The organism is Pseudorhodobacter turbinis, from assembly GCF_005234135.1.
GTDB lineage: Bacteria > Pseudomonadota > Alphaproteobacteria > Rhodobacterales > Rhodobacteraceae > Pseudorhodobacter > Pseudorhodobacter turbinis.
In genome coordinates, this window is the sequence record NZ_CP039964.1 from 699094 (window position 1) to 725992 (window position 26899).

The 26899-nt window shown below is 59.5% G+C and carries 24 protein-coding genes; 13 read left to right on the forward strand and 11 right to left on the reverse strand.

All coding sequences use genetic code 11. The annotated features are described in order from the left end of the window. Positions 1–13 precede the first annotated feature (13 nt). Both hemB and EOK75_RS03250 read left to right on the forward strand, forming a co-directional pair. A complete protein-coding gene (gene hemB / locus EOK75_RS03245) occupies positions 14–1018 on the forward strand; it encodes a porphobilinogen synthase (RefSeq protein ID WP_137192551.1) in 1005 nt (334 codons plus the stop codon). Between the two features lie 138 nt (positions 1019–1156). After that, a complete protein-coding gene (locus EOK75_RS03250; protein ID WP_137192552.1) occupies positions 1157–1711 on the forward strand; it encodes a lipid-binding SYLF domain-containing protein in 555 nt (184 codons plus the stop codon). Positions 1712–1756: 45 nt separating this feature from the next. On the opposite strand, the gene EOK75_RS03255 is transcribed toward EOK75_RS03250, so the two are convergent. Next, a complete protein-coding gene (locus EOK75_RS03255) occupies positions 1757–2620 on the reverse strand; it encodes an NAD(P)-dependent oxidoreductase (protein ID WP_137192553.1) in 864 nt (287 codons plus the stop codon). Positions 2621–2701: 81 nt separating this feature from the next. Here EOK75_RS03255 and EOK75_RS03260 point away from each other — a divergent pair, with 81 nt between their 5' ends. Beyond that, on the forward strand, positions 2702–5161 hold the full coding sequence (locus EOK75_RS03260) for a penicillin acylase family protein (RefSeq protein ID WP_137192554.1): 2460 nt from the start codon (positions 2702–2704) through the stop codon (positions 5159–5161). A gap of 3 nt (positions 5162–5164) precedes the next feature. On the opposite strand, the gene EOK75_RS03265 is transcribed toward EOK75_RS03260, so the two are convergent. After that, the gene (locus tag EOK75_RS03265) at positions 5165–5833 is read right to left on the reverse strand and encodes an HAD family hydrolase (RefSeq protein ID WP_137192555.1); all 669 of its coding nucleotides are present in this window, start codon (positions 5831–5833) and stop codon (positions 5165–5167) included. 103 nt (positions 5834–5936) lie between these two features. On the opposite strand from EOK75_RS03265, the gene glmU reads away from it, so the two are divergent. The 3 genes from glmU to EOK75_RS03280 are packed head-to-tail and all read left to right on the forward strand — an operon-like array spanning position 5937 to position 9784. Continuing rightward, entirely contained in the window at positions 5937–7292 is a 1356-nt protein-coding gene (glmU, locus tag EOK75_RS03270) for a bifunctional UDP-N-acetylglucosamine diphosphorylase/glucosamine-1-phosphate N-acetyltransferase GlmU (protein WP_137192556.1), read from the forward strand. Beyond that, positions 7293–9107 carry a glutamine--fructose-6-phosphate transaminase (isomerizing) gene (gene glmS, locus EOK75_RS03275; protein WP_137192557.1) on the forward strand — a complete coding sequence of 605 codons (1815 nt, stop codon included), beginning with the start codon at positions 7293–7295 and terminating at the stop codon, positions 9105–9107. It abuts the gene before it with no gap. Continuing rightward, positions 9104–9784 carry a DNA alkylation repair protein gene (locus EOK75_RS03280; RefSeq protein ID WP_137192558.1) on the forward strand — a complete coding sequence of 227 codons (681 nt, stop codon included), beginning with the start codon at positions 9104–9106 and terminating at the stop codon, positions 9782–9784. Before glmS ends, EOK75_RS03280 begins: the two co-directional genes overlap by 4 nt. A gap of 71 nt (positions 9785–9855) precedes the next feature. On the opposite strand, the gene moaA is transcribed toward EOK75_RS03280, so the two are convergent. Further along, positions 9856–10860 (reverse strand): GTP 3',8-cyclase MoaA, encoded by a 1005-nt coding sequence (gene moaA, locus EOK75_RS03285; protein WP_137192559.1) that lies wholly within the window; start codon positions 10858–10860, stop codon positions 9856–9858. Positions 10861–10937: 77 nt separating this feature from the next. Here moaA and EOK75_RS03290 point away from each other — a divergent pair, with 77 nt between their 5' ends. The 3 genes from EOK75_RS03290 (at position 10938) to EOK75_RS03300 (ending at position 14309) form a co-directional block, all read left to right on the forward strand. Then, positions 10938–11417, forward strand: coding sequence for a hypothetical protein (locus tag EOK75_RS03290; protein WP_137192560.1), 480 nt, complete (start codon positions 10938–10940; stop codon positions 11415–11417). Continuing rightward, the gene (locus tag EOK75_RS03295; protein ID WP_137192561.1) at positions 11407–13014 is read left to right on the forward strand and encodes an AMP-binding protein; all 1608 of its coding nucleotides are present in this window, start codon (positions 11407–11409) and stop codon (positions 13012–13014) included. The genes EOK75_RS03290 and EOK75_RS03295 overlap by 11 nt, the downstream gene beginning before the upstream one ends. A gap of 245 nt (positions 13015–13259) precedes the next feature. Beyond that, on the forward strand, positions 13260–14309 hold the full coding sequence (locus tag EOK75_RS03300; protein ID WP_137192562.1) for a YeeE/YedE family protein: 1050 nt from the start codon (positions 13260–13262) through the stop codon (positions 14307–14309). Here EOK75_RS03300 and EOK75_RS03305 read toward each other — a convergent pair. The 4 genes from EOK75_RS03305 to EOK75_RS03320 all read right to left on the reverse strand — a co-directional run bounded on the left by EOK75_RS03305 (position 14306) and on the right by EOK75_RS03320 (position 19483). Next, positions 14306–15589 (reverse strand): DUF3422 family protein, encoded by a 1284-nt coding sequence (locus tag EOK75_RS03305; RefSeq protein WP_137192563.1) that lies wholly within the window; start codon positions 15587–15589, stop codon positions 14306–14308. The two genes, EOK75_RS03300 and EOK75_RS03305, sit on opposite strands and share 4 nt — an antisense overlap. A 167-nt stretch (positions 15590–15756) precedes the next feature. Next, positions 15757–17190 (reverse strand): NAD(P)(+) transhydrogenase (Re/Si-specific) subunit beta, encoded by a 1434-nt coding sequence (locus EOK75_RS03310; protein WP_137192564.1) that lies wholly within the window; start codon positions 17188–17190, stop codon positions 15757–15759. Between the two features lie 15 nt (positions 17191–17205). Continuing rightward, positions 17206–18783: a Re/Si-specific NAD(P)(+) transhydrogenase subunit alpha gene (locus EOK75_RS03315; RefSeq protein ID WP_137192565.1), complete on the reverse strand. Its 1578-nt coding sequence runs from the start codon at positions 18781–18783 to the stop codon at positions 17206–17208. 133 nt (positions 18784–18916) lie between these two features. Continuing rightward, complete coding sequence (locus tag EOK75_RS03320; protein WP_338053354.1) at positions 18917–19483, reverse strand: methyltransferase family protein; 567 nt, start codon at positions 19481–19483, stop codon at positions 18917–18919. On the opposite strand from EOK75_RS03320, the gene kynU reads away from it, so the two are divergent. The 3 genes from kynU (at position 19428) to EOK75_RS03335 (ending at position 22558) form a co-directional block, all read left to right on the forward strand. Beyond that, positions 19428–20624 (forward strand): kynureninase, encoded by a 1197-nt coding sequence (gene kynU, locus EOK75_RS03325; protein WP_137192567.1) that lies wholly within the window; start codon positions 19428–19430, stop codon positions 20622–20624. The two genes, EOK75_RS03320 and kynU, sit on opposite strands and share 56 nt — an antisense overlap. A 30-nt stretch (positions 20625–20654) precedes the next feature. After that, positions 20655–21488, forward strand: a complete 834-nt coding sequence (kynA, locus tag EOK75_RS03330) for a tryptophan 2,3-dioxygenase (protein ID WP_137194264.1) — start codon at positions 20655–20657, stop codon at positions 21486–21488. Between the two features lie 140 nt (positions 21489–21628). Then, a complete protein-coding gene (locus EOK75_RS03335; RefSeq protein WP_137192568.1) occupies positions 21629–22558 on the forward strand; it encodes a L,D-transpeptidase in 930 nt (309 codons plus the stop codon). Between the two features lie 15 nt (positions 22559–22573). Here the strand turns inward: EOK75_RS03335 and EOK75_RS03340 are convergent, their stop codons facing one another. Next, entirely contained in the window at positions 22574–23365 is a 792-nt protein-coding gene (locus EOK75_RS03340) for a gamma-glutamyl-gamma-aminobutyrate hydrolase family protein (RefSeq protein WP_137192569.1), read from the reverse strand. A 172-nt stretch (positions 23366–23537) separates the two neighbouring features. On the opposite strand from EOK75_RS03340, the gene EOK75_RS03345 reads away from it, so the two are divergent. Then, positions 23538–24494 (forward strand): magnesium transporter CorA family protein, encoded by a 957-nt coding sequence (locus tag EOK75_RS03345; RefSeq protein ID WP_137192570.1) that lies wholly within the window; start codon positions 23538–23540, stop codon positions 24492–24494. Positions 24495–24509: 15 nt separating this feature from the next. Here the strand turns inward: EOK75_RS03345 and EOK75_RS03350 are convergent, their stop codons facing one another. The 3 genes from EOK75_RS03350 to EOK75_RS03360 all read right to left on the reverse strand — a co-directional run bounded on the left by EOK75_RS03350 (position 24510) and on the right by EOK75_RS03360 (position 26885). Beyond that, positions 24510–25229, reverse strand: coding sequence for an RES family NAD+ phosphorylase (locus EOK75_RS03350; protein WP_168199134.1), 720 nt, complete (start codon positions 25227–25229; stop codon positions 24510–24512). Further along, positions 25216–25596: an MbcA/ParS/Xre antitoxin family protein gene (locus EOK75_RS03355; protein WP_137192572.1), complete on the reverse strand. Its 381-nt coding sequence runs from the start codon at positions 25594–25596 to the stop codon at positions 25216–25218. The genes EOK75_RS03350 and EOK75_RS03355 overlap by 14 nt, the downstream gene beginning before the upstream one ends. 62 nt (positions 25597–25658) lie before the next feature. Continuing rightward, the gene (locus EOK75_RS03360) at positions 25659–26885 is read right to left on the reverse strand and encodes a pyridoxal-phosphate-dependent aminotransferase family protein (protein WP_137192573.1); all 1227 of its coding nucleotides are present in this window, start codon (positions 26883–26885) and stop codon (positions 25659–25661) included. Positions 26886–26899: the final 14 nt, after the last annotated feature.

The following is a 26899-nucleotide window of genomic DNA, read 5'->3' on the forward strand; positions in this document are numbered from 1 at the left end:
CAGGAGCCAGCTTATGCGCCCGACAATCGGTCAATATCCCGCAACCCGTTTCCGGCGCTTGCGCAAATCCGACGCGCTGCGACGCTTGTCACAGGAAAACGCGCTTTCTGTGAATGATCTGATCTGGCCCTTGTTCGTGCGCGAGGGCGAGAATGTGTCAGAGCCTGTCACCTCTATGCCCGGCGTGCAGCGCCTCTCGGTTGATCTGATCGTGAAAGCGGCCGAGGAAGCTGCCGAGCTTGGCATCCCCGCGATCTGCCTTTTCCCCTATACCGATCCCGATAATCGCACCGATGATTGCGCCGAGGCTTGGAACCCCGACAACATTGCCAACCGCGCGATCCGCGCCGTCAAGGCCGCCGTGCCGCATATGGCGCTCATGACGGATGTGGCGCTTGATCCCTATAATGCCAACGGCCACGACGGTTTGGTGCAAGATGGCATCATCCTAAATGATGAAACCGTTGAGGCGCTGGTGAAAATGACGTTGGCCCAAGCGGATGCGGGCGCTGATATTATCGGCCCTTCGGATATGATGGACGGGCGGATCGGCGCGATGCGTTTGGCCTTGGAGATGTCGGGGCATAAGGATGTGGCGATCCTGTCCTATGCGGCGAAATATGCTTCGGCCTTTTACGGCCCGTTTCGTGATGCGGTCGGCGCAGGCAGCCGTTTGGTGGGCGACAAGAACACCTATCAGATGAACCCCGCCAACGCCGATGAGGCGATGCGCCTGATCGAGCGTGACCTGACCGAGGGCGCGGATATGGTCATGGTCAAGCCCGGATTGCCCTATCTCGACATCTGCCGCCGTGCCAAGGATACATTCGGCGCGCCGACCTATGCCTATCAGGTGTCGGGCGAATATGCGATGATCATGGCCGCCGCTGCAAACGGCTGGATTGATGGCGAAAAGATCATGCTAGAGAGTTTGATGGCGTTTCGCCGTGCCGGATGTGACGGGGTTTTAACTTATTTTGCCCCCCGCGTGGCCCGCATTTTGCAAGGCAAGGCCTGACGCGCGGCAATAAAACGCGCAGATGTTTGGCAAATGGATGACATGGGCGCGAAAACACGCTACCCTTCGGGTCAGGTATTGATAAAATCAATTGGCGACCGGGGAACCACCCCGGCGCGGTATATGAGGCGATAGAGCATGACAATTTTGAACAGACGGGTTTTCCTTGGGGCATCTGCCTCGGCGCTTGCGCTTGGCGGCTGTGCGAATGGCGTTGGCGGAACGGGCGGGCCCCGGATGGACAGTCGTGTTGATGCGACCCGTGACTTCCTGTTCTCGCGCTATCCCGGCACACGTGATCTGGCGCAAAAGGCGTTTGGCGTGCTGTACATGCCATTGATGACCGAGGCCGGCTTTGGCATTGGTGCCGCTTATGGCAAAGGTGCGTTGCGCATCAATGATGTAACGGTGGATTATTACTCTGCCACACGCGCCACGATTGGTTTGCAGATCGGCGCGCAGCAATATGCCCACGCGTTGTTCTTCATGACTGAGGCTGCTTTGGGTGATTTCCGCCGTGCCTCTGGCTGGGCCGCAAGCGCCGATATCCGCTATGCCACCCCGAATGAGGGGGCAAGCATCGGCAAAGAGACCACCGAATATGCGCCGGTCATTGCCTTTGTCTTTGGACAGTCGGGTCTTATTCTTGGGGCAACCCTTGCCGGGTCCAAATACTCGCGCATCATCCCATAAAATACATGCCCCGGTTTTTCATTTAAAATCGGGGCATTACACGATTTACTTAAGGCGCTTGATTAAGCTGGACGTATCCCAACGCCCGCCGCCCATGTTCTGCACATCCTTATAGAACTGATCGACCAGCGCCGTAACCGGCAGGCTTGCGCCGATCTCATTCGCGGTGGCCAGACAAATGCCCAGATCCTTGCGCATCCAGTCCACAGCAAACCCGTGGGTAAAGTGATCCTCCAGCATGGTCTTGTGCCGGTTGGCCATTTGCCAAGATCCCGCAGCCCCGCCAGCGATCACCTCGATCACGGCCTCATTGTCCATTCCGGCTTTTTGTCCAAAGGCCAGCGCCTCTGCCAAGCCTTGCACCAAACCGGCGATGCAAATCTGGTTCATCATCTTGGCGATCTGCCCAGCGCCGCTGTCGCCCAGCCGTTTGCAAATCTTGGCATAGGCGGAAATGACAAGCTCTGCCGCGGCATATTGCCCCTCGTCCCCACCACACATCACCGAGAGCACACCGTTTTCAGCCCCCGCCTGCCCGCCAGAAACCGGCGCATCGACAAAGCCGATCCCCAGTTCTGCCGCCGCTGCATGCATCTCACGGGTGACTTGCGCCGACACGGTGGTGTGATCCACAAAAATCGCCCCCTTCGACATGCCCGCAAAAGCGCCGTCATCGCCAAGACATACGCCGCGCAGATCATCATCGTTGCCAACGCAGGCCATCACAAAATCTTGTCCCTCTGCGGCCTCGCGCGGGGTAGCTGCCATACGTCCGCCATGCGCCTCCACCCAAGCCTGTGCCTTGGCGGCGGTGCGGTTATAGACCGTCACCTCATGCCCTTTGGCCAATAGATGCCCCGCCATCGGTGCGCCCATCACACCCAAGCCCAAAAACGCCAGTTTTGCCATTGCCTCTTCCCTTCCAATTGCCTCGCCCTGCAAGATCGCATAGGTACGCAGACAATCCAAGACATCAAGAAAAGACCGTATATGATTACTGCCTTTCGTTGGCTCAGCCGCATCCTTCTTGTGCTTTTGGCCCTTACGGCTATGGCGCTGCTGATTGCCTATTTCTTTTTGTCCCGCTCCCTGCCTGATTATTCAGAAGACTTCGTCACAGACAGCATCAGCGCCGAGGTAGAGATCGTGCGCAACAACGCCAATGTGCCGCATATCTTTGGGCAGTCGGACCCGGATGTGTATTTCGCGCTTGGCTTTGCTCATGCGCAGGACCGCTTGTGGCAGATGACAATGCTGCGCCGCACCGTTCAGGGCCGCCTGTCCGAGGTTTTTGGCGAGCGCACCTTAAAAATTGACGAGCTGATGCGGCGCTATGATCTTTACTCCCTCGCATCTCAATCCGTCGCGGCACAGGATGATGCGACCAAAGCCGCGCTAACCGCCTATGCCAGCGGCGTTAACGCCTGGATCGGAGAGGTCAACGACAAGGCCCGGGGGCGTGGCGCGCCGGAGTTTTTCTTTTTCTCCAACCAGATCGCCGCATGGCAGCCCGCCGATAGCATCGCCTTGATCAAGCTCATGGCCTTGCAGCTTTCGGGTCAACTTGAGGCAGAGGTGTTGCGCGCCCGCACCTCTATGCTGTTGCCACAGGCACGGTTGCACGACATTTTGCCCGATGCGCTGGGGAGCGGCATAACGGCCCTGCCCGATTACGCCGACATGATGCCCAATCCACCGCCCGGCGGCTTTCCGCAGCGCGTGGCTTATGATCCACTGTCGCCGTTTCGGTCGGGCGCTTTTGCCGGTGCCTCCAACGCATGGGCCGCGGCCCCTGAACGCTCTGCCGCGGGGGGCGCGCTTTTGGCCAATGATCCGCATCTGGCCTTTACCGCGCCGACCCTGTGGTATCTGGCGCGGATGGAACTGCAAAGCGGCGGCGTTATCGGGGCCACCATTCCCGGCATTCCCGCCATTCTTATCGGGCGTTCCGATGCGCTGGGGTGGGGGCTGACGTCATCCTATCTGGACGATCAGGATGTGGTGATGGAACGCATCAACCCTGACAATAACCAGCAATACGCAGGCGCCGATGGCTGGCAAGATTTTGAGACGCGCCGCTCCATTATCAAGGTGAAGGAGCGCGATCCCGTTACCATCACCCTGCGCTGGTCCGAGGCGGGGCCGGTCTTGCCGGGCAGCCATTACAACCTTGCCACCGTCACCCCCCCCGGCCATGTCGCCGCCCTGTCTTGGACGGCGCTTTCGGCGCAAGATACCTCCATGACGGCAGCGATGCGCCTGATGCAGGCGCGGTCAGTGCCCGAGGCGATCGAGGCGGGGCGGCTGTTTATCGCACCAGCACAGAACCTCATGCTGGCAGACCGCGACGGGATCGCCTTTCAGTTGATCGGGGCCGTTCCCAACCGCAACCCCGCACACGCAACCCAAGGGCGTATGCCCAGCCTTGGCGATGATCCGCGCAACCGCTGGAACGGGATGCAGGAATACGCGAAAAACCTGCAAGTGCTGGACCCCTCTTCGGGGCTGCTGGGCAATACCAACAATAAAACCACCGATGCCGCCTTCCCCGATAACATCAGCTTTACATGGGGCGATACCCACCGCATCCAGCGCTGGTTGACCCTGATGAAAACCCGCGAGGTCCACACCCGCGAAAGCTTTATCGAGGCGCAGCTTGATACGGTCTCGCCCATCGCGCGCGCCATCCTGCCGCTGATCGGCGCAGAGCTGTGGTTCACCGAGACCCCTTCCCCTGAAGGCACACCGGAACGGATGCGTGAAAACGCGCTGCACCTGCTTGCCGAATGGAACGGCGAGATGAACGAGCATCTGCCCGAGCCGCTGATCTATGCGGCTTGGCTGCGCGCACTGCAAGAACGCTTGATCCGGGATGAGCTTGGTCCCTTGGCCAATGAATTCACCCACCCCGATCCGGTGTTTATCGAACGCGTGTTCCGCAATACCGACGGTGCCGAAAAATGGTGTGACATCCTGCAATCGGCCGCCATTGAAACCTGCGCCGATATCGCGCGGGTGTCCCTGGATGAGGCGCTTTTGACCCTGTCAGAGCGTTACGGCCGCAACATCGAGACATGGCGCTGGGGCGATGCCCATGAGGCCACGCATGACCATCCGGTGTTGGGCAATGTGCCCGCGTTGCGTTATTTTGTGAACCTGCGCCAATCGACCAGCGGCGGCGACAGCACCTTGATGCGCGGGCGCACCTCGGGGATGGACCCCGACCCGTTCCAGAATGTGCATGGTGCCGGCTATCGCGGGGTCTATGATTTCGCCGATCCTGACAGTTCGGTGTTTATCCTGTCCACGGGGCAGTCGGGCCATCCACTGTCACGCCATTATGATGATCTGGGCGTGTTGTGGCGGCGCGGTGAATATATCCCAATGTCGCTTGATCCCGAATTGGCACGGGCGGCGGCGGTTGGTATCACCCATATCTCGCCGCGCTAACCCCTAGGCCGGTATAAGGTGCTCTACAAGCGCGGGCAGATCGTCATAATGATCCAGCAGCGCATCGGGTTCAAGCCGCGAAACACCCGCACCTTCGGGGCCAAAGCCCACCAGCACAATCGGCACACCTGCCGCCCGTGCGGTGTCGCGGTCGGTGATTGTGTCGCCAATCAACAAGGACCGCGCCGCCGTTCCACCAACGCGGGCCACGGTTTCAAAATAATGTTGCGGGTCGGGTTTGCGCACAGGCAGGGTATCCGCCCCCAAAAGTGCACCGAACAGGCCCGAAATCCCAAGCTGATCGCAAAGCGCCACCGCAAGGCGTTCGGGTTTATTGGTGCAAATCGCGGTGGAAAATCCAGCCGCACGCAAGCTGTTCACAGCCGCCACCGCGCCCGGGTAAATTGTGCTATGGACGGCAATCGCGCCAGCATAAGCCTCAAGCAACACGGGATATTGCGCATCTATCTGCGCCTCATCCCAATCCAAGCCCAAACGAGAAGCCCCAAGCCGCAGCATCGCGCGCCCGCCGCCAAAGGCCGTCAGCGCATCCTGTGCCACACCCAAAGGGCTGCCATGGCCCACGCCCTCAAAACAGGCATTCGCCGCAGCGATCAAATCAGCACTGGTATCGGCTAGCGTGCCATCCAGATCAAAAACCACCGTGCGCATAAAACCCTCATATGTCAGCGCTGCAACAGCGCGTTACCCGCGGCCACCTTGCGACTCGCGCCCCCCCGTGTAAAAGGGTTGTCACGTTGAAGGAAAGGGTTTCATGTCGGTTTCATTGATTGTTCTGGCCGCAGGCAAAGGCACGCGGATGAATTCGGACCTACCGAAGGTGCTGCACCGTATCGGGGCCGCGCCCTTGCTGCATCATGCGCTTCAGGCCGGTCTTGCCCTTGATCCCGCACAGGTCGTTGTTGTGACCGGCCATGGCGCAAGTCAGGTCGAAAAATCTGCCCGCGCCTTTGATGACGGCGTTGAGGTGGTGCTTCAGGCCGAACAGCTTGGCACAGGTCATGCTGTTGCCCAAGCGGCCCCCTTGCTGGCCAATGCTTCGGGCGACGCGATTGTGCTTTACGGTGACACGCCTTTTGTGCGGGTCGAAACCCTGCAAGCCATGCTTGACGCCCGCGCCCACCACGCGGTTGTCGTCTTGGGGTTTGAGGCCGCCGATCCGGGCCGCTATGGCCGCTTGATTACCACTGGCGACACCTTGGACCGCATCGTTGAATTCAAGGATGCAACGGATGAAGAACGCACCATAACGCTTTGTAATTCTGGCGTCATTTGTGCCGAGGCATCGGTTCTGTTTGATCTGGTCGCACAAGTCGGCAATGAGAATGCCTCGGGTGAATACTATCTGACCGATATCGTGGCGCTGGCGCGTGCCAAGGGGCTTTCTGCCGGCGTGGTGCAATGCGACGAGGCGGAAACCCTTGGCATCAATACCCGCGCGGAACTTGCCCACGCCGAGGCTGCCTTTCAGGCCCGCATGCGCGATCAAGCGGTGGAAAACGGTGTCACGCTTTATGATCCCGCGACGACCTATTTCGCGCTTGATACCGTGATTGGCCGCGATACGACCATTGGCCCGAATGTGGTCTTTGGCCCGCGGGTCACCATTGAATCCGGTGCCGAGATCGCTGCCTTTTGCCATCTTGAGGGCTGCCATATCAGCCGAGGCGCCACCGTTGGCCCCTTTGCCCGCCTGCGCCCGGGCGCCGAGCTGGCCGAGGATGTGCATGTCGGCAATTTCGTCGAGATCAAAAACACCGTTCTGGATGAAGGCGTCAAAGTCGGCCACTTGACCTATCTGGGCGATGCCCATGTGGGCGAGCGTACAAATATCGGCGCAGGCACCATCACTTGCAACTATGACGGCGCGAACAAACACCGCACCGAAATCGGACCGCGCAGCTTCATCGGCTCCAACACTATGCTGGTGGCACCCGTCACGGTTGGGCGCGATGCGATGACGGCCTCGGGTTCGGTTATTACCGCCAATGTCCCGGCCGAGGCGCTTGCCGTGGCCCGTGCGCGTCAAGAAAACAAACCCGGACTGGCCGCGCGCCTGATGGACCGGTTTGAGAAAATCAAAGCTGATCGCCAGAAGGAAAAGCTGTAAATGTGCGGAATTATTGGCGTTTTAGGCAAGCATGAAGTCGCACCTCTTTTGGTTGAGGCGCTTAAACGGCTTGAATATCGCGGCTATGACAGCGCGGGGATTGCCACGGTAAACAACAGCAAACTGGGCCGTCGCCGCGCGATTGGCAAGCTGGTGAACCTGTCGGATCTGTTGGTACATGAGCCGCTGGCGGGCAAGGCGGGCATTGGCCATACGCGTTGGGCCACACATGGGGCGGCGACTGTCGCCAACGCCCACCCGCACAAAACCGCCAAGGTTGCCGTCGTCCACAATGGCATCATCGAGAATTTTCGCGAATTGCGGACCGAGCTGACCGGCAAGGGCTATGCCTTCGAATCCGAGACCGATACCGAAACTGTCGCCATCCTGACGCAATCGCATCTGGATGCGGGCATGGAGCCAAGGGCGGCGGCGCGCAAAACGCTGGGCCGTTTGCGCGGAGCGTTTGCGCTGTGTTTTTTGTTCGACGGCGAAGAAGACCTGATGATCGCTGCACGCAAAGGCTCCCCCCTTGCGATCGGGCATGGAGAGGGTGAAATGTTTGTCGGATCGGATGCGATTGCATTGGCCCCTATGACCGACCGCGTCACTTATCTGGAAGAAGGCGATTGGGCGGTCATCACCCGTGCCGGCGCAGAAATCTTTGATGAGGCAAACCAGCCCGTCGCCCGCAAGGTCACGCAAATCGCGCTGGATCAGGCGCAGATTGAAAAGGGTGGCTTCAAGCACTTCATGGCCAAGGAAATCGCCGAGCAACCGGTGGTTCTGGCCGAGGCGATCCAGCGCGGTGTCGCGAATGGCACGCTTAACTTGCCAGAAGACATGGATTTTTCCAAGGTAGAGCGGTTGACGATGGTGGCCTGCGGCACGGCCTATTACGCCTGTGTCGTGGCCAAATACTGGTTCGAGAAAGTCGCGGGCCTGCCGGTAGAGGTCGATGTCGCCTCTGAGTTTCGCTACCGCGAGCCGCCGATCACGCCCAACACTTGGGCCGTTTTCGTCAGCCAATCCGGCGAAACTGCCGATACGCTTGCCGCCCTGCGCTTTTGCCAAGGCAAAGCCGCCAAGATTGTGGGCGTGGTCAATGTGCCGACCTCCTCTATTGCGCGGGAATCCGATATCGCCTTGCCGATCCGCGCGGGCGTTGAGGTGGGCGTTGCCTCCACCAAGGCCTTTACCTGCCAGTTGACGGCCCTTGCCCTGATGGCGCTGAAGGCCGCGCAAGATCGCGGGCGGCTGACGGCTGCGGAACTGGCGCAATACATCGCGGATCTGTCGGCGCTGCCGGGGTTGGTCAACCAAGCCTTGCTGATCGCGCCCGAAGTGTCGCGCGTAGCAAAGGAGCTGGCCGAAGCGCAGGATATCCTTTTCTTGGGGCGCGGGCCTTTGTTCCCGCTGGCCATGGAAGGCGCGCTAAAGCTTAAAGAAATCAGCTACATACACGCCGAAGGTTATGCAAGTGGTGAGTTGAAACACGGGCCGATCGCCTTGATCGATGCGCATGTTCCCGTGGTCGTACTTGCGCCCCGTGATGCGCTTTTTGAAAAGACAGTCTCGAACATGCAAGAGGTGATGGCCCGCCACGGTAAGGTATTGCTGATCTCGGATGCGGCGGGGTTGGAGGAGGCCGGGATGGGCTGTTGGCGCACGATTACCATGCCCTCGGTTCCTGATTTTCTGGCGCCGATCCTTTATGCCGTGCCTGCACAGCTTTTGGCCTATCATACAGCAATCGCGAAGGGGACCGATGTGGACCAACCGCGCAACCTCGCAAAATCGGTGACAGTAGAATGACCCCAGAACTCGCAATCGAACAGATGACCGCCTGCGCTATTCCCGAAAAAGCAGCCGAGATGGCCGCCTATCATAAGGCGGAGCGCCCCTATCTGGGCACAGCCACGCCCGAAATCGACGCCCTGTGCAAAGCATGGCGCGCGGACATCACGCTGGAGGAACGCCTGTCGCTTTGCGAAGGCCTGTGGGACAGCAATATCCATGAGGCCCGCATTGCCGCCGCCAAACTGCTGACCCAAGCGCGGATAAAACCCAATGACTCCGCCGCTTGGGCGCTTATCTGTTCTTGGATACCACAGCTGGACGCTTGGGCGATTGCCGATGCGGTGGCCGGTGCCGCCTCCAAGCGTATTGTCGCAGACCCTTCGCGGCTTGATGATGTGGAGGCATGGACCCAAAGCCCCTTGATGTGGGAACGGCGCGCAGCCCTTGTGGCCACGCTGCCCTTTGCCCGCCTGAACAACCTTAAACCCGTAGAAGAACAGGCGCGCGAGCGGGTTTTGTCTTGGGCGGCGTCCTTTCTTAGCGACAAGGATTGGTTCATCCAGAAAGCCGTTGCAAGCTGGCTGCGCGATCTCTCCAAACATGATCCTGCGCGAACAGAAGCCTTCCTGGCAGAATTCGGTGATCTGATGAAAACTTGGGCGCGCAAAGAGTCCGGGCAGTACCTGGGCTAAGGGCCCGCGTTTCTTGGTGGCATTGAGCCGCCTGCGAAACGCATTGCCATGGACATCCCAACAGGCAGAGGTCAACCTCCGGTGTGGCTCATGTGGCGGGTCATTTGACCGTCGGCTTTCTGACGTGAATAATCGAAGTCATGGCCTTTGGGCTTGCGGGCAATCGCATCCCTAATGGCGGTTTCCAAGATCTTGTTATCAGGGCTAGCACGCAGGGGCGCGCGCAGATCCGCCATATCTTCTTGGCCAAGACACATATAAAGTTCGCCCGTGCAGGTCAGACGTACGCGGTTACAACTTTCGCAGAAATTATGCGTCAGCGGGGTGATGAAACCCAGCTTCTGGCCTGTTTCCTCTAGCCGGACATAGCGCGCGGGGCCGCCGGTACGCTCGTCCAGTTCGGTGACGGTGAACCGTTCGCGCAGGCGCGCGCGTAGATCGCTGAGGGGCCAATATTGATCAATCCGGTCTTCATTCCCCAGATCGCCCATTGGCATCACTTCGATAAAGGTCAGATCGTGGCCTTGGGTCGCGCACCAATCGGTAATGCTGAAAAGTTCATCCTCATTAAAACCTTTGAGGGCGACCACGTTGATTTTAACCCGTAATCCGGCATTCTTGGCAGCCTCAATTCCGTCGAGCACTTGGGCCAAACGCCCCCAACGGGTGATGCGCGCGAATTTATCGGCGTCCAGCGTATCAAGCGAAACATTGATGCGTTTGACACCGCAAGCTGCCAGATCAGCCGCAAATTTGCGCAGCTGGCTGCCGTTGGTTGTCAATGTCAGCTCTTGAAGCGCGCCACTTTCCAGATGCCGCGTCATGCCCTCGAAAAACGTCATGATGCCTTTGCGCACCAAAGGCTCCCCGCCGGTGATGCGAAGTTTTTCCACCCCCATGCTGATGAAGGTGGTGCACATGCGGTCCAGCTCCTCCAGCGTCAACAATTCTGCCTTGGGAAGGAAGCTCATGTTTTCCGACATGCAATAGACGCAGCGGAAATCACAGCGATCCGTCACAGAGACGCGCAGGTAGTTGATGGCACGGGCGAATGGGTCAATCAGGGGCGTATTCATGCCGATCAACCTATGGTGCGACCGTGGCTTGCGCAAGGGCATTGAATGCGGCTGTGGGCGGGGTTATCCTTTGCGCTATGAAACATATATCCGCCGCATTGATCCCCGCCCTTCTTGTCCTCTCTGCCTGTGCCAGCCTGCCCTTTGGCAAGGCGGATCAAGGCCAGAATTCTGCCGCCGCGACTGAGCAACGCCCCCAAGCGCGCCCATTGTCGCAAGGGGTTACAGCCCCGCCACAGGGCGCGCGGACGGCTGCTGCATTGGACACGACAACCGCCGCGCAAAAGGCCGCGGTTCTGGCACCTGCGAAATCCGTTGGGGAACAAGCTTTGGGCAAGACCGCCGTTGGTTTGGGCAATGTAACAGAGCCGGGGTTCTGGCTACGCTCGGCGCTGGTGACATCCCCGGGCGCGGGCCGTGTCGTCACGGCGGGCGGGGCGTCGATTGCCGTGGATCTGATCCCCGGTGAGGGGGCAGCACAACTATCATTAGCGGCGTTTCGTGCGCTCAACCTGTCCTTGACCGACCTTCCGGAAGTGACAATTTATGCGCAATAGATTGATCCCGCTGACCGGCGATTGGGCCGCAAAACGCGCCGCTTTTAGATGGGGGTGGCCCGAAGCCTACAACATTGCAAACGCCTGCTGTGATGATTGGGCCGCCACGGAACCTGACCGAATCGCACTGACCGAGATTACCGAGGGCGGCAGCACCGATTGGACCTATGGTGCGCTGAAGGATGCCTCTGACCGTTTGGCCAGCGCCCTTGCTGACGCGGGCGTGACGCGCGGCGATCGCGTAGCCGTGCTTTTGGCGCAATCGGCAGCGGTGCCCATAGTGCATTTCGCCGCGATGAAACTGGGGGCTGTGGCACTGCCGCTGTTCACGCTTTTTGGCGAGGATGCCTTGCTGTTTCGCCTGTCGGATTCAGGTGCGGCAGCGGTTCTGACAGATGGCGAAAGCTTGCCAAAGGTTCTGAACATCTCTGCGCAGCTTCCTGATCTGAAAGTGGTTTTTTGCACGGAAACCAATAGGGACACCCCCAACCTCTGGGATGAGATCGCCGACCATCCCCCTTTGGAAACCCCAGTCACCACATTGGCCGAGGATCCGGCCCTGATGATCTATACATCCGGAACCACTGGCCCACCCAAGGGCGTGTTGCATGCCCATCGTGTTTTATTCGGCCATCTGCCCTGTATGGAGCTGACGCATGAAGGGTTTCCCCAAACCGGTGACAAGGGCTGGACCCCTGCGGATTGGGCGTGGATCGGCGGGCTGATGGATATGGCGATGCCTTGTCTTTTTTACGGTGTGCCACTGGTTGCCCACCGGATGCGCAAGTTTGATGCGGCTGCGGCCTATGCGATGATTGCCGAGCATAACATCCGCAACCTGTTCCTGCCGCCCACAGCGCTTAAACTGATGCGCGGCACGGATGTGCCTGCGGGCGTCAATATTCGCTCTATTTCCTCGGGCGGGGAAAGCCTTGGGGCCGAGATGCTGGCTTGGGGCAAGGACACGCTGGGCGCGCCGATAAACGAGCTTTACGGACAGACGGAATGCAACCTTAGTGTCAGCCAGGTGGCGGGGATGATGGTGGTGAAATCGGGCAGCATGGGCCAGCCCTTGCCCGGCTTCGATGTCGTCGTGATGGACGAGGATGGCACCCCGTGCCCGCCCGGCGTGATGGGCGAGATTTGCGTGCGCAAAGGGGCTGCCAGCATGTTCCTGCGCTATTGGAACCAGCCCGAGCAAACCGCCAAAAAGTTTCGCGGCGATTGGCTGCGCACCGGTGATCTGGCCAGCATGGATACGGATGGCTACCTGACCTTTGCCGCGCGTGATGATGATGTGATCACCTCGGCCGGCTACCGCATTGGGCCAAGCGAGATCGAAAACTGTCTGATGGGGGACAGCGATGTGGTCATGGCGGCCGCCGTTGGTATCCCCGATCCGGTCCGGACAGAGGCCGTGCGCGCCTATGTCGTGCTCCGCGACGGGGCATTCCAGGAAGGGGCCGAGGCGCGGCTTATCGCCCGTGTCCGCGCCCGCATCAGCCCGCATGTCGCCCCGCGCGACGTGGTCTTTGTGGACAGCCTGCCAATGACCGCGACCGGCAAGGTGATGCGACGAGAGCTGCGCAATCTGTAACCCCCCAGATCGGCGGGTAGGAAGCCATTGCGCTTCGGCTGCCAGAATAAAATAAATCCTCTACCGTCGCCGCCTGTTGTGGACACATGTTCCAGAGCGGCGGCGATTGAGGGGTAACGTTCCAATGGCGCGGTCATGGCAGAACGTCATTCCGCCCCGCCTGTCTTGGCAATCGGCTTGCCCCATTGTGTTTCAAAGCAGCATCTCTCAAAGGGAATGAAATTGCGCATATTGCAGGAGCATTCATGTTTGAGTCCCTTGGTTTTGAGAACCTGACACCACGCGGTGCTTCGGTGATCCTTGGTCTGCTGATCGGTCTGGCCTTTGGTATTCTGGCCGAGGGGACCCGTTTTTGTTTGCGCCGCGGTCTTGTTGGGCCAAAGGCCGAACGCACCCCTGCCCTTGCCTTGTGGGCGGTGGCACTGGCAACTGCGCTGATCGGGACCCAAGCCGCCGTTGCACTGGGATGGATCGGGTTTGAGAGCCACCGCCTGTTGACGCCGGACCTGCCTTGGGCTGCGATCTTGTTTGGCGGGCTGGCTTTTGGCGCGGGGATGGTGCTGACGCGCGGCTGTGCATCGCGGTTGACGGTGTTGACGGGCACGGGAAACCTGCGGGCGCTAACGGTTCTGGTGGTCTTTGCCATTGCCGCCCATGCGACGATGAAGGGGCTTCTGGCGCCGTTGCGCACCACGCTTGGCAGCCTGACCCTGCCGATGGGTGATGCGATCAGCCTTGGCGTCTTGCCCGGCGGTCCGCTTTTGGTGACGGGGCTTTTGGCGGTGGTAGCACTTGCATATGCTGCTTCTGCGCGCCTTGGTATCAAACAGGTCATCGCAGGCGTGGCGATTGGTGCTTTGGTCCCGCTGGCGTGGGTTGGCACCGGCTTGGTGTTGTTCGACGAATTCGATCCCATCGGCATGGAAAGCCTGTCCTTTACCCTGCCCCTGTCCGAGACCCTGTTCTGGGCGATTGCCTCATCCTCGGTTGCGGCAAGCTTTGGTATCGGGCTTTTTGGTGGTTCGGTTGCGGGGGCGGCGCTGTCGTCACTGGCCACGCGCCGCTTCAAATGGCAAAGCTTTGGCTCGCCTGCCGAAACGGGGCGCTACCTTTTGGGCGGGGCCTTGATGGGGGTTGGCGGCGTTCTGGCGGGGGGCTGCACCCTTGGGGCCGGGCTGGCGGGCGTGCCTACATTATCGGTTTCTGCCCTTCTGGCGCTGGCCGCGATCGCGCTTGGCGCACGTCTGGCGGACCGCGCCTTGCAAGGGCGCGACGCCCAGCCCGCCTTTGGCTAATGGAATTTCTTGCGGATCCGTCGCACCATGCCCCAGACCCCTAAAATCACCAAAGGGGCCAGCATCGCCAGCGTCATTCCCTTGGAAAGCCCCACACCCTCGGTCAGCGGATAGGCGATATAGGCCAGCAGGTTCACCGCGTAATAGCTGATCGCCACGACCGAGAGCCCCTCAACCGTAGTTTGCAGCCGCAGCTGCACATCCGCCCGCGCATCCATGCTTTCAAGCAAGCGCTGGTTTTGTGCCGAGCGTTCCACATCCACCCTTGTGCGCAGCAATTCCGCCGCCCGTGTGGCACGTGCCGCCATCGCATGCAGGCGCGCCTCGACCGATTTTACGGTGCGCATCGCGGGGTCATAGCGACGTGTCATAAACTCGCCAAAGGTTTGGCGGCCCTGCACCCGCTCCTCTCGCATAACAGAAATACGTTGGTTGACGATGGCCTCATAGGCCTCGGTCGCGGCAAAGCGGAAACCCGATTGTACCGATAGGCTTTCCAGTTCCGCCGCGATTTGCAGCAAGGTTTGCAGCACAGCCTCGGGCGGTTGGTCGGTCGCGGTCATCCCCGAGATCAAGGTCGAAAGCTGCGCGTCCAGCGCATTCAACTGGGGGCCAAGATCGCGCGCGCGCATCAGGCCCAGCATCGACATCGCGCGGTAAGTTTCCACCTCACAGAGCCGCTGCACGATCCGGCCCACACGCCGGCCCTCCGCCCCTTTGCGGATGAACACGGCAAAACGCATATGGCCCGCCGGATCGATGCGAAAATCCCCCGCGATCACCGCGGCCCCATCAACCACGCACGAAATGGCAAGGCTTTCAGGGACAAACCAGTCCTCAAGCTTGGCCAGCATATCGGCCTCATCCTCGGGCATTTCCTCCACCCGGATCAGGGCCGAGACAAGCCGCGCGCCGGGGGCGGTGGCCAGCCAGCCCTCAGGAAAAACATCAGCCTCGCTCGGGTCAAATGCACGCGCCGAAAGCCCTGCGCCAAAGGCCGAATAGGTCACAAATTCGGTATGGTTTTCCCATTTCAGGCTATGCCGTCCGATGGTGGTGAAAAAATGCGTGGCGGCGGGCTGGGGGTGGGCGCAGCCGTGACGATCCAATAAGGCCAGAAGATGCGCAATATCGGCCCCGCGATCCCGACCGACAGCGCGCTCCGGTTCCTTAATCGCCACATAGACGGCATGGCAAGGCACGCTTAGCGCGGGAAAAGGACGGGCGTGCAACTCATTCACAAGGGCGTAGCGTTGCGGGTGGTCTTCGATCTTTGGCATAGGGTCCTCAGTCAGATACGACACTTAAGGACGCGACAGCCGCATTGTAAATTCCGCAGGGGCAACCTGCACGGTGCGCAATGGTACACTGGTATTTCCGCCACGCTGAAGACGCAAAACGCCCCGCCGTTTCCAGCGGGGCGTTATAATCATCAGTAAAATCCGTGTCAGTCAATCAACGGCAGCAATGCGTCCAAGGATTTTTTAGCATCGCCATAGAACATCCGGGTGTTATCTTTAAAGAACAACGGGTTCTCGATCCCGGAATAGCCGGTGCCTTGACCACGCTTGGAAACAAACACCTGTTTCGCCTTCCAGCATTCCAATACCGGCATGCCGGCGATAGGGCTGTTAGGGTCTTCTTGGGCCGCAGGGTTCACGATGTCGTTGGAGCCGATAACGATGGCCACATCTGTCGACGGGAAATCTTCGTTGATCTCGTCCATCTCCATCACGATGTCATAGGGCACTTTGGCCTCGGCCAGCAGCACGTTCATATGGCCCGGCAAACGCCCCGCAACGGGGTGAATGGCAAAGCGCACATTCTTGCCCTTGGCGCGCAGCTTGCGGGTCAGTTCCGCCACTGCCGATTGCGCCTGCGCCACCGCCATACCGTAACCCGGAATGATGATCACGCTGTCGGCCTCATTCAAGGCCGCCGCAACACCGTCGGTATCAATCGCGATTTGTTCACCCGAGATTTCCATCGCGGGGCCAGTGGTGCCACCAAAACCGCCAAGGATCACCGAGATAAAGCTGCGGTTCATCGCCTTACACATGATATACGACAGGATCGCACCCGAGGAACCAACCAGCGCGCCAACCACAATCAACAGGTCGTTGGACAGCGAGAAACCAATCGCCGCCGCCGCCCAGCCAGAATAGCTGTTGAGCATGGAAACCACCACCGGCATATCCGCGCCACCGATGCCCATAATCAAATGGTACCCGATGAAGAAAGCCAGCAATGTCATCACGATCAGTGGCATCGCCGATGCGGTTTGCAGGTAAAGCACCAGCATCAGCACAGAGCCAAGCGCCGCCGAAGCGTTCAACATATGCCCGCCGGGCAGCTTGTTGGCCTTGCCATCCACCTTGCCTGCCAGCTTGCCATAAGCAACGACCGAGCCGGTAAATGTCACCGCACCGATGAACACACCAAGGAAAACCTCGATCCGCAGGATCGTCAGCTCTACCGGCGCTTTATGCGCCAGCAAGGCCGCGAAACCTTCCAAGGCTGCGCGTTGGTCCAACGGCGTACCCGCGACCAATGCCGCCTCGATATGCGCGTTGTAGCCGATGAATACCGCGGCCAGACCAACGAGCGAGTGCATCGCCGCCACAAGCTGTGGCATCTCGGTCATCTTCACCCGCTGGGCCACGACCCAACCGATGCTGCCACCGATGATCAGCATCAGGATCGAGATTACCCAATTGCCGGCCCCCGGCCCCATGATCGTTGCCAGCACAGCCAAAGCCATACCGACAATGCCATACCACACCGCGCGTTTCGCGCTCTCTTGCCCCGAAAGCCCGCCGAGCGATTGAATGAACAGAACCGCCGATACGACGTAAGCTGCTGTTGTAAAACCATATTCCATAATAATCGCCCCTCTTTACGACTTTTGGAACATGGCGAGCATGCGCCGTGTCACCATGAAACCGCCGAAAATGTTGATCCCGGCCATCAAAACCGACAAGCCCGCCAGAATGACCACCAAAGCGCTGCTTGATCCGATCTGGAGCAAGGCGCCCAAGATGATGATCGAGGAAATCGCGTTGGTTACCGCCATCAATGGTGTGTGCAAGCTGTGGCTGACTTTCCAGATCACTTGGAAGCCGACATAGCACGCCAGCACAAAGACGATGAAATGCGACATGAAGCTTGCAGGCGTGAAAAGCCCCGCCAGCAGCAAAAGCCCGCCGCTGATCGCCAAAAGCCCGACTTGGTTGCGCGTCTGCGTCTTGAAGGCCGCCACTTCATTGGCGCGGCGTTCTTCGGGCGTCAACTCTTTGACTTTCGGTTTGGGTTTTTGCACCGCAATCGCCGCAACTTTTGGCGGAGGCGGCGGGAAGGTAATTTCCCCCTGATGGGCAACCGTGGCACCGCGGATCACGTCATCTTCCATGTTATGGTTGATAACGCCGTCCTTGCCCGGTGTAAGATCGGCCAGCATATGCCTGATGTTGTTGGAATAAAGCGTCGATGCCTGTGCCGCCATCCGGCTTGGAAAATCGGTATAGCCTACGATGGTCACGCCATTGTCCGACACGATCTTTTCATCCATGACCGTCAGGTCACAGTTGCCGCCACGCTCGGCTGCAAGGTCGATCACGACGGAGCCGGGCTTCATCAGCTCGACCATGTCCTTGGTCCACAGCTTCGGCGCAGGCCGACCGGGGATCAGGGCGGTGGTGATGACGATGTCGATATCGGGTGCCAACTCACGGAATTTCGCCAATTGCTTGGCTTGGAATTCCGGCGTCGAGGGGGCTGCATAGCCACCCGTTTCCGCACCATCCGGCAGCTCCGAGGCATCAAATTCCAGATAGACGAATTCAGCGCCCATTGATTCAATCTGCTCGGCCACTTCGGGACGCACGTCAAAGGCATAGGTGATCGCACCAAGCGAGGTCGCCGTACCGATCGCAGCCAGACCGGCCACACCAGCCCCAACCACCAGCACCTTGGCCGGCGGCACCTTGCCCGCTGCCGTAACCTGACCGGTAAAGAAGCGGCCAAAGTTGTTGCCCGCCTCGATCACCGCACGGTAGCCCGCGATATTGGCCATCGACGACAGCGCGTCCATCTTTTGCGCGCGGCTGATGCGTGGCACCATATCCATCGCAATGACGGACGACCCTTGCGCCTTCATCTGTTCCAAAAGCTCGGCGTTTTGTGCCGGCCAGAAGAAGGAGATCAGCGTCTTTCCCGCAACCAATTGTTTGGCTTCCGCAGGATCCGGCCCGCGCACTTTCACGATCACATCCGCAGCCCCAAAGAGGGCGGCGGTGGTTTTCACCACCTCGACGCCCGCATCTGTATAGGCCTTATCGGAGAACCCGGCGCGCATACCGGCACCGGTCTCGATCATGCATGTATGGCCCAGCTTTTGCAGCAGCTTGGCCGAATCCGGCGTCATCGCTACGCGCGCTTCGCCCTCAAAAATCTCTTTGGGTGCCCCAATCTTCAACAGCTTCTTCCCCCCGTAAAAATGGCCCAACAACAGGCTACATGCCCTTGGAAAGCCCCTTAAACACCGCGTAACAATATTTCACAAGATGCTAGGGAACAAGAATATGTATTAAGCCACGCTTGAAAATATGTCAGATCCAGCGCCGGACCCTCTTTTCCCACGCCGCAAACGCTGTATCAAAGCTGGCACGAAGGCGCTCTTCCTCTGGCCGGATAAAGCGCCACTCGATAATTGCCATGAAGGCAGGGACAAGGATAAGGGCTGCCAGCGCATACCAGTAAAGGATCGCGCCCAGCAAGATCGCCGCATCCGCCAGATAGATCGGATTGCGCGAAAAGCGGTAGACGCCATTGGTGACAAGCGCGCTTGGCGTGCGGTGCGGCACAATTGTGGTTTTCATCGCGCGAAACTGACGCGCCGATTGAGCCATAAGCACCAGCCCCGCCACCACCAAAGCCAGTCCAAGCCCGCGCGCCCACAACGGCCCCCCGCCCGCATGCCGCAGCGCATAGGCCAGCGCCAATGCGCCCGCCAACCAGACTGGCGGCCAATCCAGCAGCTTTTCCACGGTTTTCATCATCTTGAACTTGAAACTCTTATGGCGAAACGGTTCAATGCCGTGACCAATTAAAGGATGCCTTATGCCAACCGATTTTGCCAGCCTTCGTTCCCAGTTTGATTTGCCCGAGGGCGTTATCTACCTTGACGGCAACTCCCTTGGCCCGATGCCGAAGGCGGCGGCGGCACGTGTGGGCCATGCGATCACGCAAGAATGGGGGAAACTGCTGATCACCGGCTGGAACAAAGCTGGCTGGATGGCGCAACCGGCCGCAATTGGCGACCGTATCGCAAGGCTGATCGGGGCCGAGGCTGGATCGGTGGTGATGGGCGATACGCTGTCCATCAAGGTCTATCAGGCCTTGGCCGCAGCGCTGGAGATGAACCCTGAACGGCGCGTGATCCTGTCCGACACCGGCAATTTCCCTTCGGATCTTTACATGGCAGACGGGCTTTGCCGCACGCTTGGCCCTGACTATACCCTTAAAACCGTCGCCCCCGAAGATGTCGCCGGCGCAATAGATGACAGCGTCGCGGTCTTGATGATCACAGAGGTCGACTACCGCACGGGCCGCAAGCATGACATGGCCGCATTGACCGAACTTGCCCATAAGGCGGGGGTCTTGACGGTGTGGGACCTTGCGCATTCCGCAGGGGCGCTGCCGGTGGCGCTGGCGGATTGTGGCGCGGATTTCGCGGTGGGTTGCACCTATAAATACCTCAACTCCGGTCCCGGCGGGCCAGCCTTTATCTATGTCGCGCCGCGCCATCAGGATGTGGCGCGCCCTGCCCTTTCGGGCTGGCTGGGGCATGAGGCCCCCTTTGCCTTTGATCTCGACTACCGCCCCGGCGCAGGCGTGGAACGGATGCGCGTTGGCACGCCGCCGGTGTTGCAACTTGCAGCACTGGAGGCCTCGCTTGATATCTGGGACCAAGTGGATATGGCCGATGTGCGCGCCAAATCGATCGCGCTTATCGACCGCTTCATCGCGGGGATCGAGGCGCGTTGCCCAAGCCTTACCCTCGCCTCGCCGCGCGATGGCAAGCAACGCGGCTCGCAGGCGTCTTTCCGCCACCCCGAGGGTTATGCGATCATGCAAGCCCTGATCGCGCGCGGCGTGATCGGCGATTTCCGCGCACCTGATATTTTGCGATTCGGCTTTACCCCCCTGTTCATCAATGAAGATGACGTCGATAAATCCATCGAGATTATCCGTGATGTCATGGACCGCGCCCTTTGGGATCAACCCGAATATAAAACCCGCGCCCGCGTGACTTGAGCCCATAGGAGAGCAGATATGAAATGCCCGATGACGCAAGTTGATCCGGCCAAAGATGGTGCGGAAATGTCTTTTGAGGGCCGGATGTCTTACGGCGACTACCTCGGGATAGATGCCATCCTTGGCGCGCAGCATCCGCGCGGCGATGCGCATGACGAAATGCTGTTCATCATCCAGCACCAGACATCAGAGCTGTGGATGCGCCTCGCCCTGCATGAGCTGGACGCAGCACGGGTTTGCATCGCACAGGGCCGCGCGCGCGAGGCGTTCAAGATGCTCACCCGCATCGCTCGGATCTTTGAGCAGCTTAATTCCGCGTGGGATGTGCTGCGCACCATGACGCCCTCGGAATACACCCGCTTTCGTGATGATCTCGGGCAATCCTCGGGGTTTCAAAGCCATCAGTACCGGCTGATCGAATTTGCCGTTGGCAATCGCAACCGCGCCATGATGCAACCCCACGCACATCGCGCCGATTACACTGAGCGGCTAGAGGCAGAGCTGGCCCGCCCCAGCCTGTACGATGAGGCGCTGCGCCATTTGCACCGCGCGGGCCTGCCTGTTCCCGAAGATGTGATCACCCGGGACCTGACGCAACCTTGGGCCGCGCATGACGGTGTGCAAGCCGTTTGGGAAATTGTCTACCGCGATCCCGAAACCCATTGGGAGGCCTATGAGCTGGCCGAGAAACTGGTTGATTTCGAAGACTATTTTCGGCGCTGGCGGTTCAATCACGTCACAACGGTCGAACGGATTATCGGCTTCAAACGCGGTACGGGCGGCACCTCTGGCGTGCAATATCTTCGCAAGATGCTGGAGGTAGAGCTGTTCCCAGAGCTTTGGCACCTGCGCACAAGCCTGTGAACGGGGGCTTGCATGCTGGTAATAGGCGGATTTACGTCATATTTTAAGACCTTGGGCTTTGACCCACACGCGGGTTTGATTTACCACACCCCCCAAGTGAATGAATCTGCCTTCGGGCGGTATTGTGGAAGTATATCTTTATGCGCGGAACCGGTTTCTCCCTTCGATTGACAGCTTTGCCTGTAGCTGTTGCCCTTCTTTTGTCGGGCTGCGTGGCACCTGTCGCCACCGCGCCAACCGACCCAGAGGCTGCCAAGCGTAACGCCGCGGTGGAACCTGCCGAAGTCGCCTATGTCTCGAAGATGGATGGCGACATTGTGATCCCCGCCGTGCCGCTGGAAAAATTTCCGGAACAATATCGCCGCCAAGAGGTGGATTACACAACCGATCAGCCCCCCGGTTCCATCATCATCCATCCGGGGCAGAAATACCTGTATTTCGTGACCGGAAAGAACCGCGCAATTCGCTACGGCATTTCGGTCGGGAAATCCGGCTTTGAATGGGCCGGAGAGGCCGTTGTTTCGCAGACCAAAAACTGGCCGACATGGACGCCGCCAAAGGAAATGATCGCCCGCAGCCCAAAGCTGGAAAAGTGGAAAGACGGCCAACCCGGTGGTCCGACCAACCCCTTGGGCGCACGCGCGATCTATCTGTTGTCGAACGGGCGTGATTACGGCTACCGGATTCACGGCACGCCGGATTGGTGGTCAATCGGGCGCAATGCCTCTTCTGGCTGTATCCGCATGGTGCAGCAAGACATCATCGACCTCAATCAACGGGTCAGCAAGGGCGCGAATGTACTGGTGCTGAACGCGGACGGCTCTATGCCCAAAGGGTTGAAAATCCCGACGCCGCCAAAGCCGAAGAAGGTTGCGAAGCCGAAAATGACCCCTATCCCCAAGCTGGAAGAGCCGGAAATCAAAACCGTCAGCTATCAGCCAGAGGCGAAGGTAGAGGTACAGGCCGAAGAAACCACACCAGAGGTGGCGACGCCCACCACGACCAACCTCATTGTACCAACGATCCCTGAGGTGCCGCGGCCCTCGGTGCCCGCAGAACCTGCCCAGTAAACGGTCTGTCCGCTTTTAGGCCGCAGACAAGGGCATCGGCCTGTTGTCTGCCGCCCAAGCGGCGGCTGCCTTGCCAAACGTGGTGAAAAGCGGGCGCGACACCGGATCTGCCGCCGCGTTCCACTCCGGATGCCATTGCACCGAAAGGGTAAAACCGGGGGCGCCCTTGATGTAGATCGCCTCGGGCGTGCCATCGGGGGCATGGCCATCCACCACCACCTGCGCGCCGGCACGGCAAATACCCTGCCCGTGCAATGTGTTGGTCATCACCTCATCCGCGCCAAGCAATTGCGCAAACACCCCGCCCGGCGTGAATTTCACTGGATGACGCAGGGCAAATTTTTCCTCGATCGTGCCATCTGGCGGCATGCGGTGGTTCATTCGCCCCGGCAAGTCGCGGATCTCGGGATAAAGGCTGCCGCCCATCGCGACATTCACCTCTTGGAACCCACGGCAAATGCCCAAAAAGGGCTGCCCCCGTTCAACACAGGCACGCACCAAGGGCAAGGTAATGGCATCACGGCAGCGATCGAAATCGCCATGCGCAGGGGTTTCATCCTCGCCGTATTCGCTGGGATGCACATTCGGCCGCCCCCCCGTCAGCAAAAAACCGTCACACAGTGAGAGAAGCTCTTCCACGCTCACGAAGCTCGGGTCCGGCGGAATGATCAGCGGTAAACAGCCCGCCACCTGCGCAACGGCCTCGGTGTTCATGGTGCCGCCGGCGTGGACAGGATAGCTGTCGTTCAGCATGCTCATATTGCCAATAATTCCGACAACGGGACGGCGCGGGGTGGGGCGGGTCATGGACAGGTCCGGACATAATTCATCATTGGCCAAAGATAGGGCGATTTTCCCGCGACGGAAAGTGGAATGAACCCGCAACGCCGATCAATGCTGCGTTACACAGCCAAAACGCGTGACAATTGGGCACAGTTGGGCCAGATGAGGGCAAATTGCCCCTAGGATGGAGATCACGATGATCAAAAGCTACGCCCTTCAGGATAAGCTCCTTGTCCCGCAAGAGGGCAACCTTGCGGAGGCGGCCTGGGTTGATCTGCACTCTCCGACGCCCGAGGAGGAGCGTGCCGTCGAAGCCGCGCTTAACTTTGAAATCCCGACCCATGAGGAAATGCACGAGATCGAGATCTCCTCGCGGCTTTATACCTATAAAAACACCGCCTATATGACAGCCGTTCTGCCCGCCAACTCTGACAGCGGCGATCCGGCAATGGGGCCCGTTGCCTTTGCGCTGACCCGGACACATTTGGTTACCATCCGCTTTCACGATCCGCGCGTGTTTACCAATTTTCCGGCCCGCGCCCAAGCAACGCATGCCGAAATGGACGGCCCGCAGGATGTTCTGGTTGGTCTGTTGGAGGCCATTATTGACCGGCAGGCCGATATCCTGGAACGCAGCGCCCGCGATATTGACCGGCTGTCCCGCGATATTTTCCGCCCCGCCCAAAAGGGAACGCCCCGGGATTTTCAGGCGGTTCTGGAAAAGGTCGGGCAGATGGGGATTTTAAATTCCAACATCCGCGACAGCTTGCTGACGATGGATCGGCTCTCGGCGTTTCTCATGCAAATTCTGGATAAAAACCAGGTGGAGGCTGACTTGCGCGCGCGGGGCAAGACCCTTGGCAGCGATCTGAAATCACTGGCCGATCATGCGAACTTCCTGTCAGATAAGATCACGTTTTTACTGGACGCCACGCTTGGCCTGATCAGCATCGAGCAAAACGGTATTATCAAAATATTCTCGGTTGCGGCGGTTATTTTCCTGCCGCCAACCCTGATCGCCTCGCTTTACGGGATGAACTTTGTGAACATGCCAGAGCTGGGCTGGACCTATGGCTATCCCTTTGCCTTGGGGCTGATGGTGCTTTTTGCGGTGCTGCCTTATCTGTATTTCAAATACAAGAAGTGGCTTTAACTTTGCCTTGTAAGTCTATGACTTATAAATAAGTTTTGATCCATTCACAGCAAGGCTGTGACGCGTACCATCGCTTTCGCATGTCACGCGTTGCAACAGATCCGAATAGAGCACGTGCCATGTTTGCAAGCCCACGGGCCGCGGATTGGCGAAGGCAGAACAGGTCAAAACCGCCACATTCGCCGCATGATCGGGCGCACGTACAGAGGCATAGCGCACAGCCTCTCCGCCGGCCGTGCGCAGCTCGTCCGCTAGGGCAAGGCAATCGCTGTGATCATCCGGCGCCATCCAGTTGCCTTGCGCGGCCCAATCCTCGGCCGTTAGGTCCAGCATCAAGGGCGTCTGGATATCGGCCCGAACGGCGGTATATTCGATCGGGCGGCGCGGCAGGGGCGTCCCATCCGAGGCGCGAAAGAACCGCAGCATCCCCCAGATCATTTCACACATCGCGGTCAAGGGCATCTCAGAGCCATACCAGACCCCCGGCGTGCGGCCCGCCCTGCGAAACCGCGAATCCTTGGGGTAGCAGCCATACCGAAAGGGCGACCAGAACTGAAAATCGAGATGCGCACATTCGGGCGGCACAGGCGGCTTTGTCGCCTCCAGCATCGCCTCCAGCATGTCATGCTCTTCGAACGTATCCACCAGCCGCAGGGTAGAGGAGCGGTACTGTCCTTCGATAATGCGCCACAGGCCGGATTTTAAAGGCCCCAGCGCGCCGTCAAACCGGCGCACGCGCCGCATCCAGATAGTTCATCACATCGACCAAACCGGCGGCAGAGGCGATCAACGTCTTTGGTGCCCCGCCAAGGTCGCGGTTGTTATTGGCCATCCAGCCCCGTGTCACGGCGGCCTCGCCCCCGGTAATGGCATCCAGCGCACGAAACAGCCGGACCAAACATAGCGCAAGCTCCAACGGTTTACCGTCAAGGTCAAAGCCGCCGCCCTTCATCCGGCTAACGCTCGGCTCGGATACGCCGATCACGCGGGCAAGGTCTTTTTGTGTCAGACCCAATTCCTGAGCTGCGGCATAAACCGCTTTTGCCGCCACCCGTCCGGGGGTTGGGCGCTGGTCCTGTGCGATTTTGATCTGTCTTTGCATGGCATTTCTCCTGCAACTATATATAGCATAATTACAGCAGAAATCAATCTACTTGAACGCGATCACCCGAAATGTGATGAAATCGCCTTTGTCGCCGCAAGAATACCGCCCTCGCCATGCGGGATGCGCAGGCTTTGCAGACCCGCCTCCATCACGGCCAGAACACCCAGCGTCATATGGGCGTTCACATGCCCCATATGGGCCACGCGCAAAAAGCCGTGCCACGCCGGATCATCGGGGGCGGCCATGCCGAGGCCGATGCCAAGCGTCACCCCTGCCTCTTTCTCACACCACTCGCGCAAGCGGGTTGCATCCTTGCCGCCAAGCCGGGCCGCCGTCACCGAACAGCCCCGATCTTGCGGGTTTACGACATTCAAAGCGATGGCAGGATTATCGCGCCCCCAAGCATCAAAGGCCGCCCAAACAGCGCCCGCCAATGTGCGGTGGCGCGCCCAGACGTTGTGCAGGCCCTCCTCCTCCAACATCTGCAAGGATTCGGACAGCCCGTAGATGTGATGCGTGGGGGCCGTGCCGTTGAACTTTTGCCAAAATTCAGGGCCACGGGCGCGCAGCTCCCAATCCCAATAGGGGGTGCAAAGATCGCCGCCCGCACACCGCTGCCGCGCCTTTTCGGAAAACCACAAAAAGCCCAGCCCCGGCGGGGTCATCAGCCCCTTCTGGCTGGCAGCCACGGTCACATCGACGCCCCAATCATCCATCCGGTATTCATCACACCCCAGCGAGGCAATGCAATCCATCGCCAAAAGAGCCGGGTGGCCGGTCGCATCCAGCACCGCGCGCAGGGCCGCAACATCGGTCTTGATAGAGCTTGACGTATCAACATGAGTGGCCAGCAGCGCCTTGATCTTATGTCCGGTATCGGCGCGCAAGGCATCCTCTAGCCGGGCCAGATCAACGGGGGCAGAGGTGCCGAAATCCAGCACATCAACATCCACCCCAAGTGCGCGCGCCGCCCGCGCCCAATTCAGCCCGAAATGCCCGACCGCCAGCACAAGCGCCTTATCCCCGCGGCTAAAGAGGTTGGCATTCGCCGCCTCCCACGCGGCATGGCCGTTGCCGATGTAAACCGCGCAATGCTGCGTGGTGCCCGCCACCGCCTTCAGACGCGGCCAGATATCGTCCACTACATCATAGATCTCTCCGCCATAGATATTCGGAGAGGCGCGGTGCATGGCCCGCAGCACGCGGTCGGGCATCACCGAAGGGCCGGGAATTGCCAAATAGGGACGCCCGAAGGCAAGCGAGGCAGGACGGGAAGTATCAGACATCAGCAGACTTTCTG

What these genes read in the sequence shown, in the direction of transcription:
- EOK75_RS03260 (WP_137192554.1), top strand. Translation starts at nt 2,702, where the DNA reads ATGATTACTGCCTTTCGTTGGCTCAGCCGCATCCTTCTTGTGCTTTTG.
- EOK75_RS03250 (WP_137192552.1), top strand. Translation starts at nt 1,157, where the DNA reads ATGACAATTTTGAACAGACGGGTTTTCCTTGGGGCATCTGCCTCGGCG.
- EOK75_RS03340 (WP_137192569.1), bottom strand. Translation starts at nt 23,365, where the DNA reads ATGACCCGCCCCACCCCGCGCCGTCCCGTTGTCGGAATTATTGGCAAT.
- EOK75_RS03280 (WP_137192558.1), top strand. Translation starts at nt 9,104, where the DNA reads ATGACCCCAGAACTCGCAATCGAACAGATGACCGCCTGCGCTATTCCC.
- kynA (WP_137194264.1), top strand. Translation starts at nt 20,655, where the DNA reads ATGACGCAAGTTGATCCGGCCAAAGATGGTGCGGAAATGTCTTTTGAG.
- EOK75_RS03290 (WP_137192560.1), top strand. Translation starts at nt 10,938, where the DNA reads ATGAAACATATATCCGCCGCATTGATCCCCGCCCTTCTTGTCCTCTCT.
- EOK75_RS03335 (WP_137192568.1), top strand. Translation starts at nt 21,629, where the DNA reads ATGCGCGGAACCGGTTTCTCCCTTCGATTGACAGCTTTGCCTGTAGCT.
- EOK75_RS03295 (WP_137192561.1), top strand. Translation starts at nt 11,407, where the DNA reads ATGCGCAATAGATTGATCCCGCTGACCGGCGATTGGGCCGCAAAACGC.
- kynU (WP_137192567.1), top strand. Translation starts at nt 19,428, where the DNA reads ATGCCAACCGATTTTGCCAGCCTTCGTTCCCAGTTTGATTTGCCCGAG.
- glmS (WP_137192557.1), top strand. Translation starts at nt 7,293, where the DNA reads ATGTGCGGAATTATTGGCGTTTTAGGCAAGCATGAAGTCGCACCTCTT.
- glmU (WP_137192556.1), top strand. Translation starts at nt 5,937, where the DNA reads ATGTCGGTTTCATTGATTGTTCTGGCCGCAGGCAAAGGCACGCGGATG.
- moaA (WP_137192559.1), bottom strand. Translation starts at nt 10,860, where the DNA reads ATGAATACGCCCCTGATTGACCCATTCGCCCGTGCCATCAACTACCTG.
- EOK75_RS03255 (WP_137192553.1), bottom strand. Translation starts at nt 2,620, where the DNA reads ATGGCAAAACTGGCGTTTTTGGGCTTGGGTGTGATGGGCGCACCGATG.
- hemB (WP_137192551.1), top strand. Translation starts at nt 14, where the DNA reads ATGCGCCCGACAATCGGTCAATATCCCGCAACCCGTTTCCGGCGCTTG.
- EOK75_RS03265 (WP_137192555.1), bottom strand. Translation starts at nt 5,833, where the DNA reads ATGCGCACGGTGGTTTTTGATCTGGATGGCACGCTAGCCGATACCAGT.
- EOK75_RS03360 (WP_137192573.1), bottom strand. Translation starts at nt 26,885, where the DNA reads ATGTCTGATACTTCCCGTCCTGCCTCGCTTGCCTTCGGGCGTCCCTAT.
- EOK75_RS03300 (WP_137192562.1), top strand. Translation starts at nt 13,260, where the DNA reads ATGTTTGAGTCCCTTGGTTTTGAGAACCTGACACCACGCGGTGCTTCG.
- EOK75_RS03355 (WP_137192572.1), bottom strand. Translation starts at nt 25,596, where the DNA reads ATGCAAAGACAGATCAAAATCGCACAGGACCAGCGCCCAACCCCCGGA.
- EOK75_RS03345 (WP_137192570.1), top strand. Translation starts at nt 23,538, where the DNA reads ATGATCAAAAGCTACGCCCTTCAGGATAAGCTCCTTGTCCCGCAAGAG.
- EOK75_RS03305 (WP_137192563.1), bottom strand. Translation starts at nt 15,589, where the DNA reads ATGCCAAAGATCGAAGACCACCCGCAACGCTACGCCCTTGTGAATGAG.
- EOK75_RS03310 (WP_137192564.1), bottom strand. Translation starts at nt 17,190, where the DNA reads ATGGAATATGGTTTTACAACAGCAGCTTACGTCGTATCGGCGGTTCTG.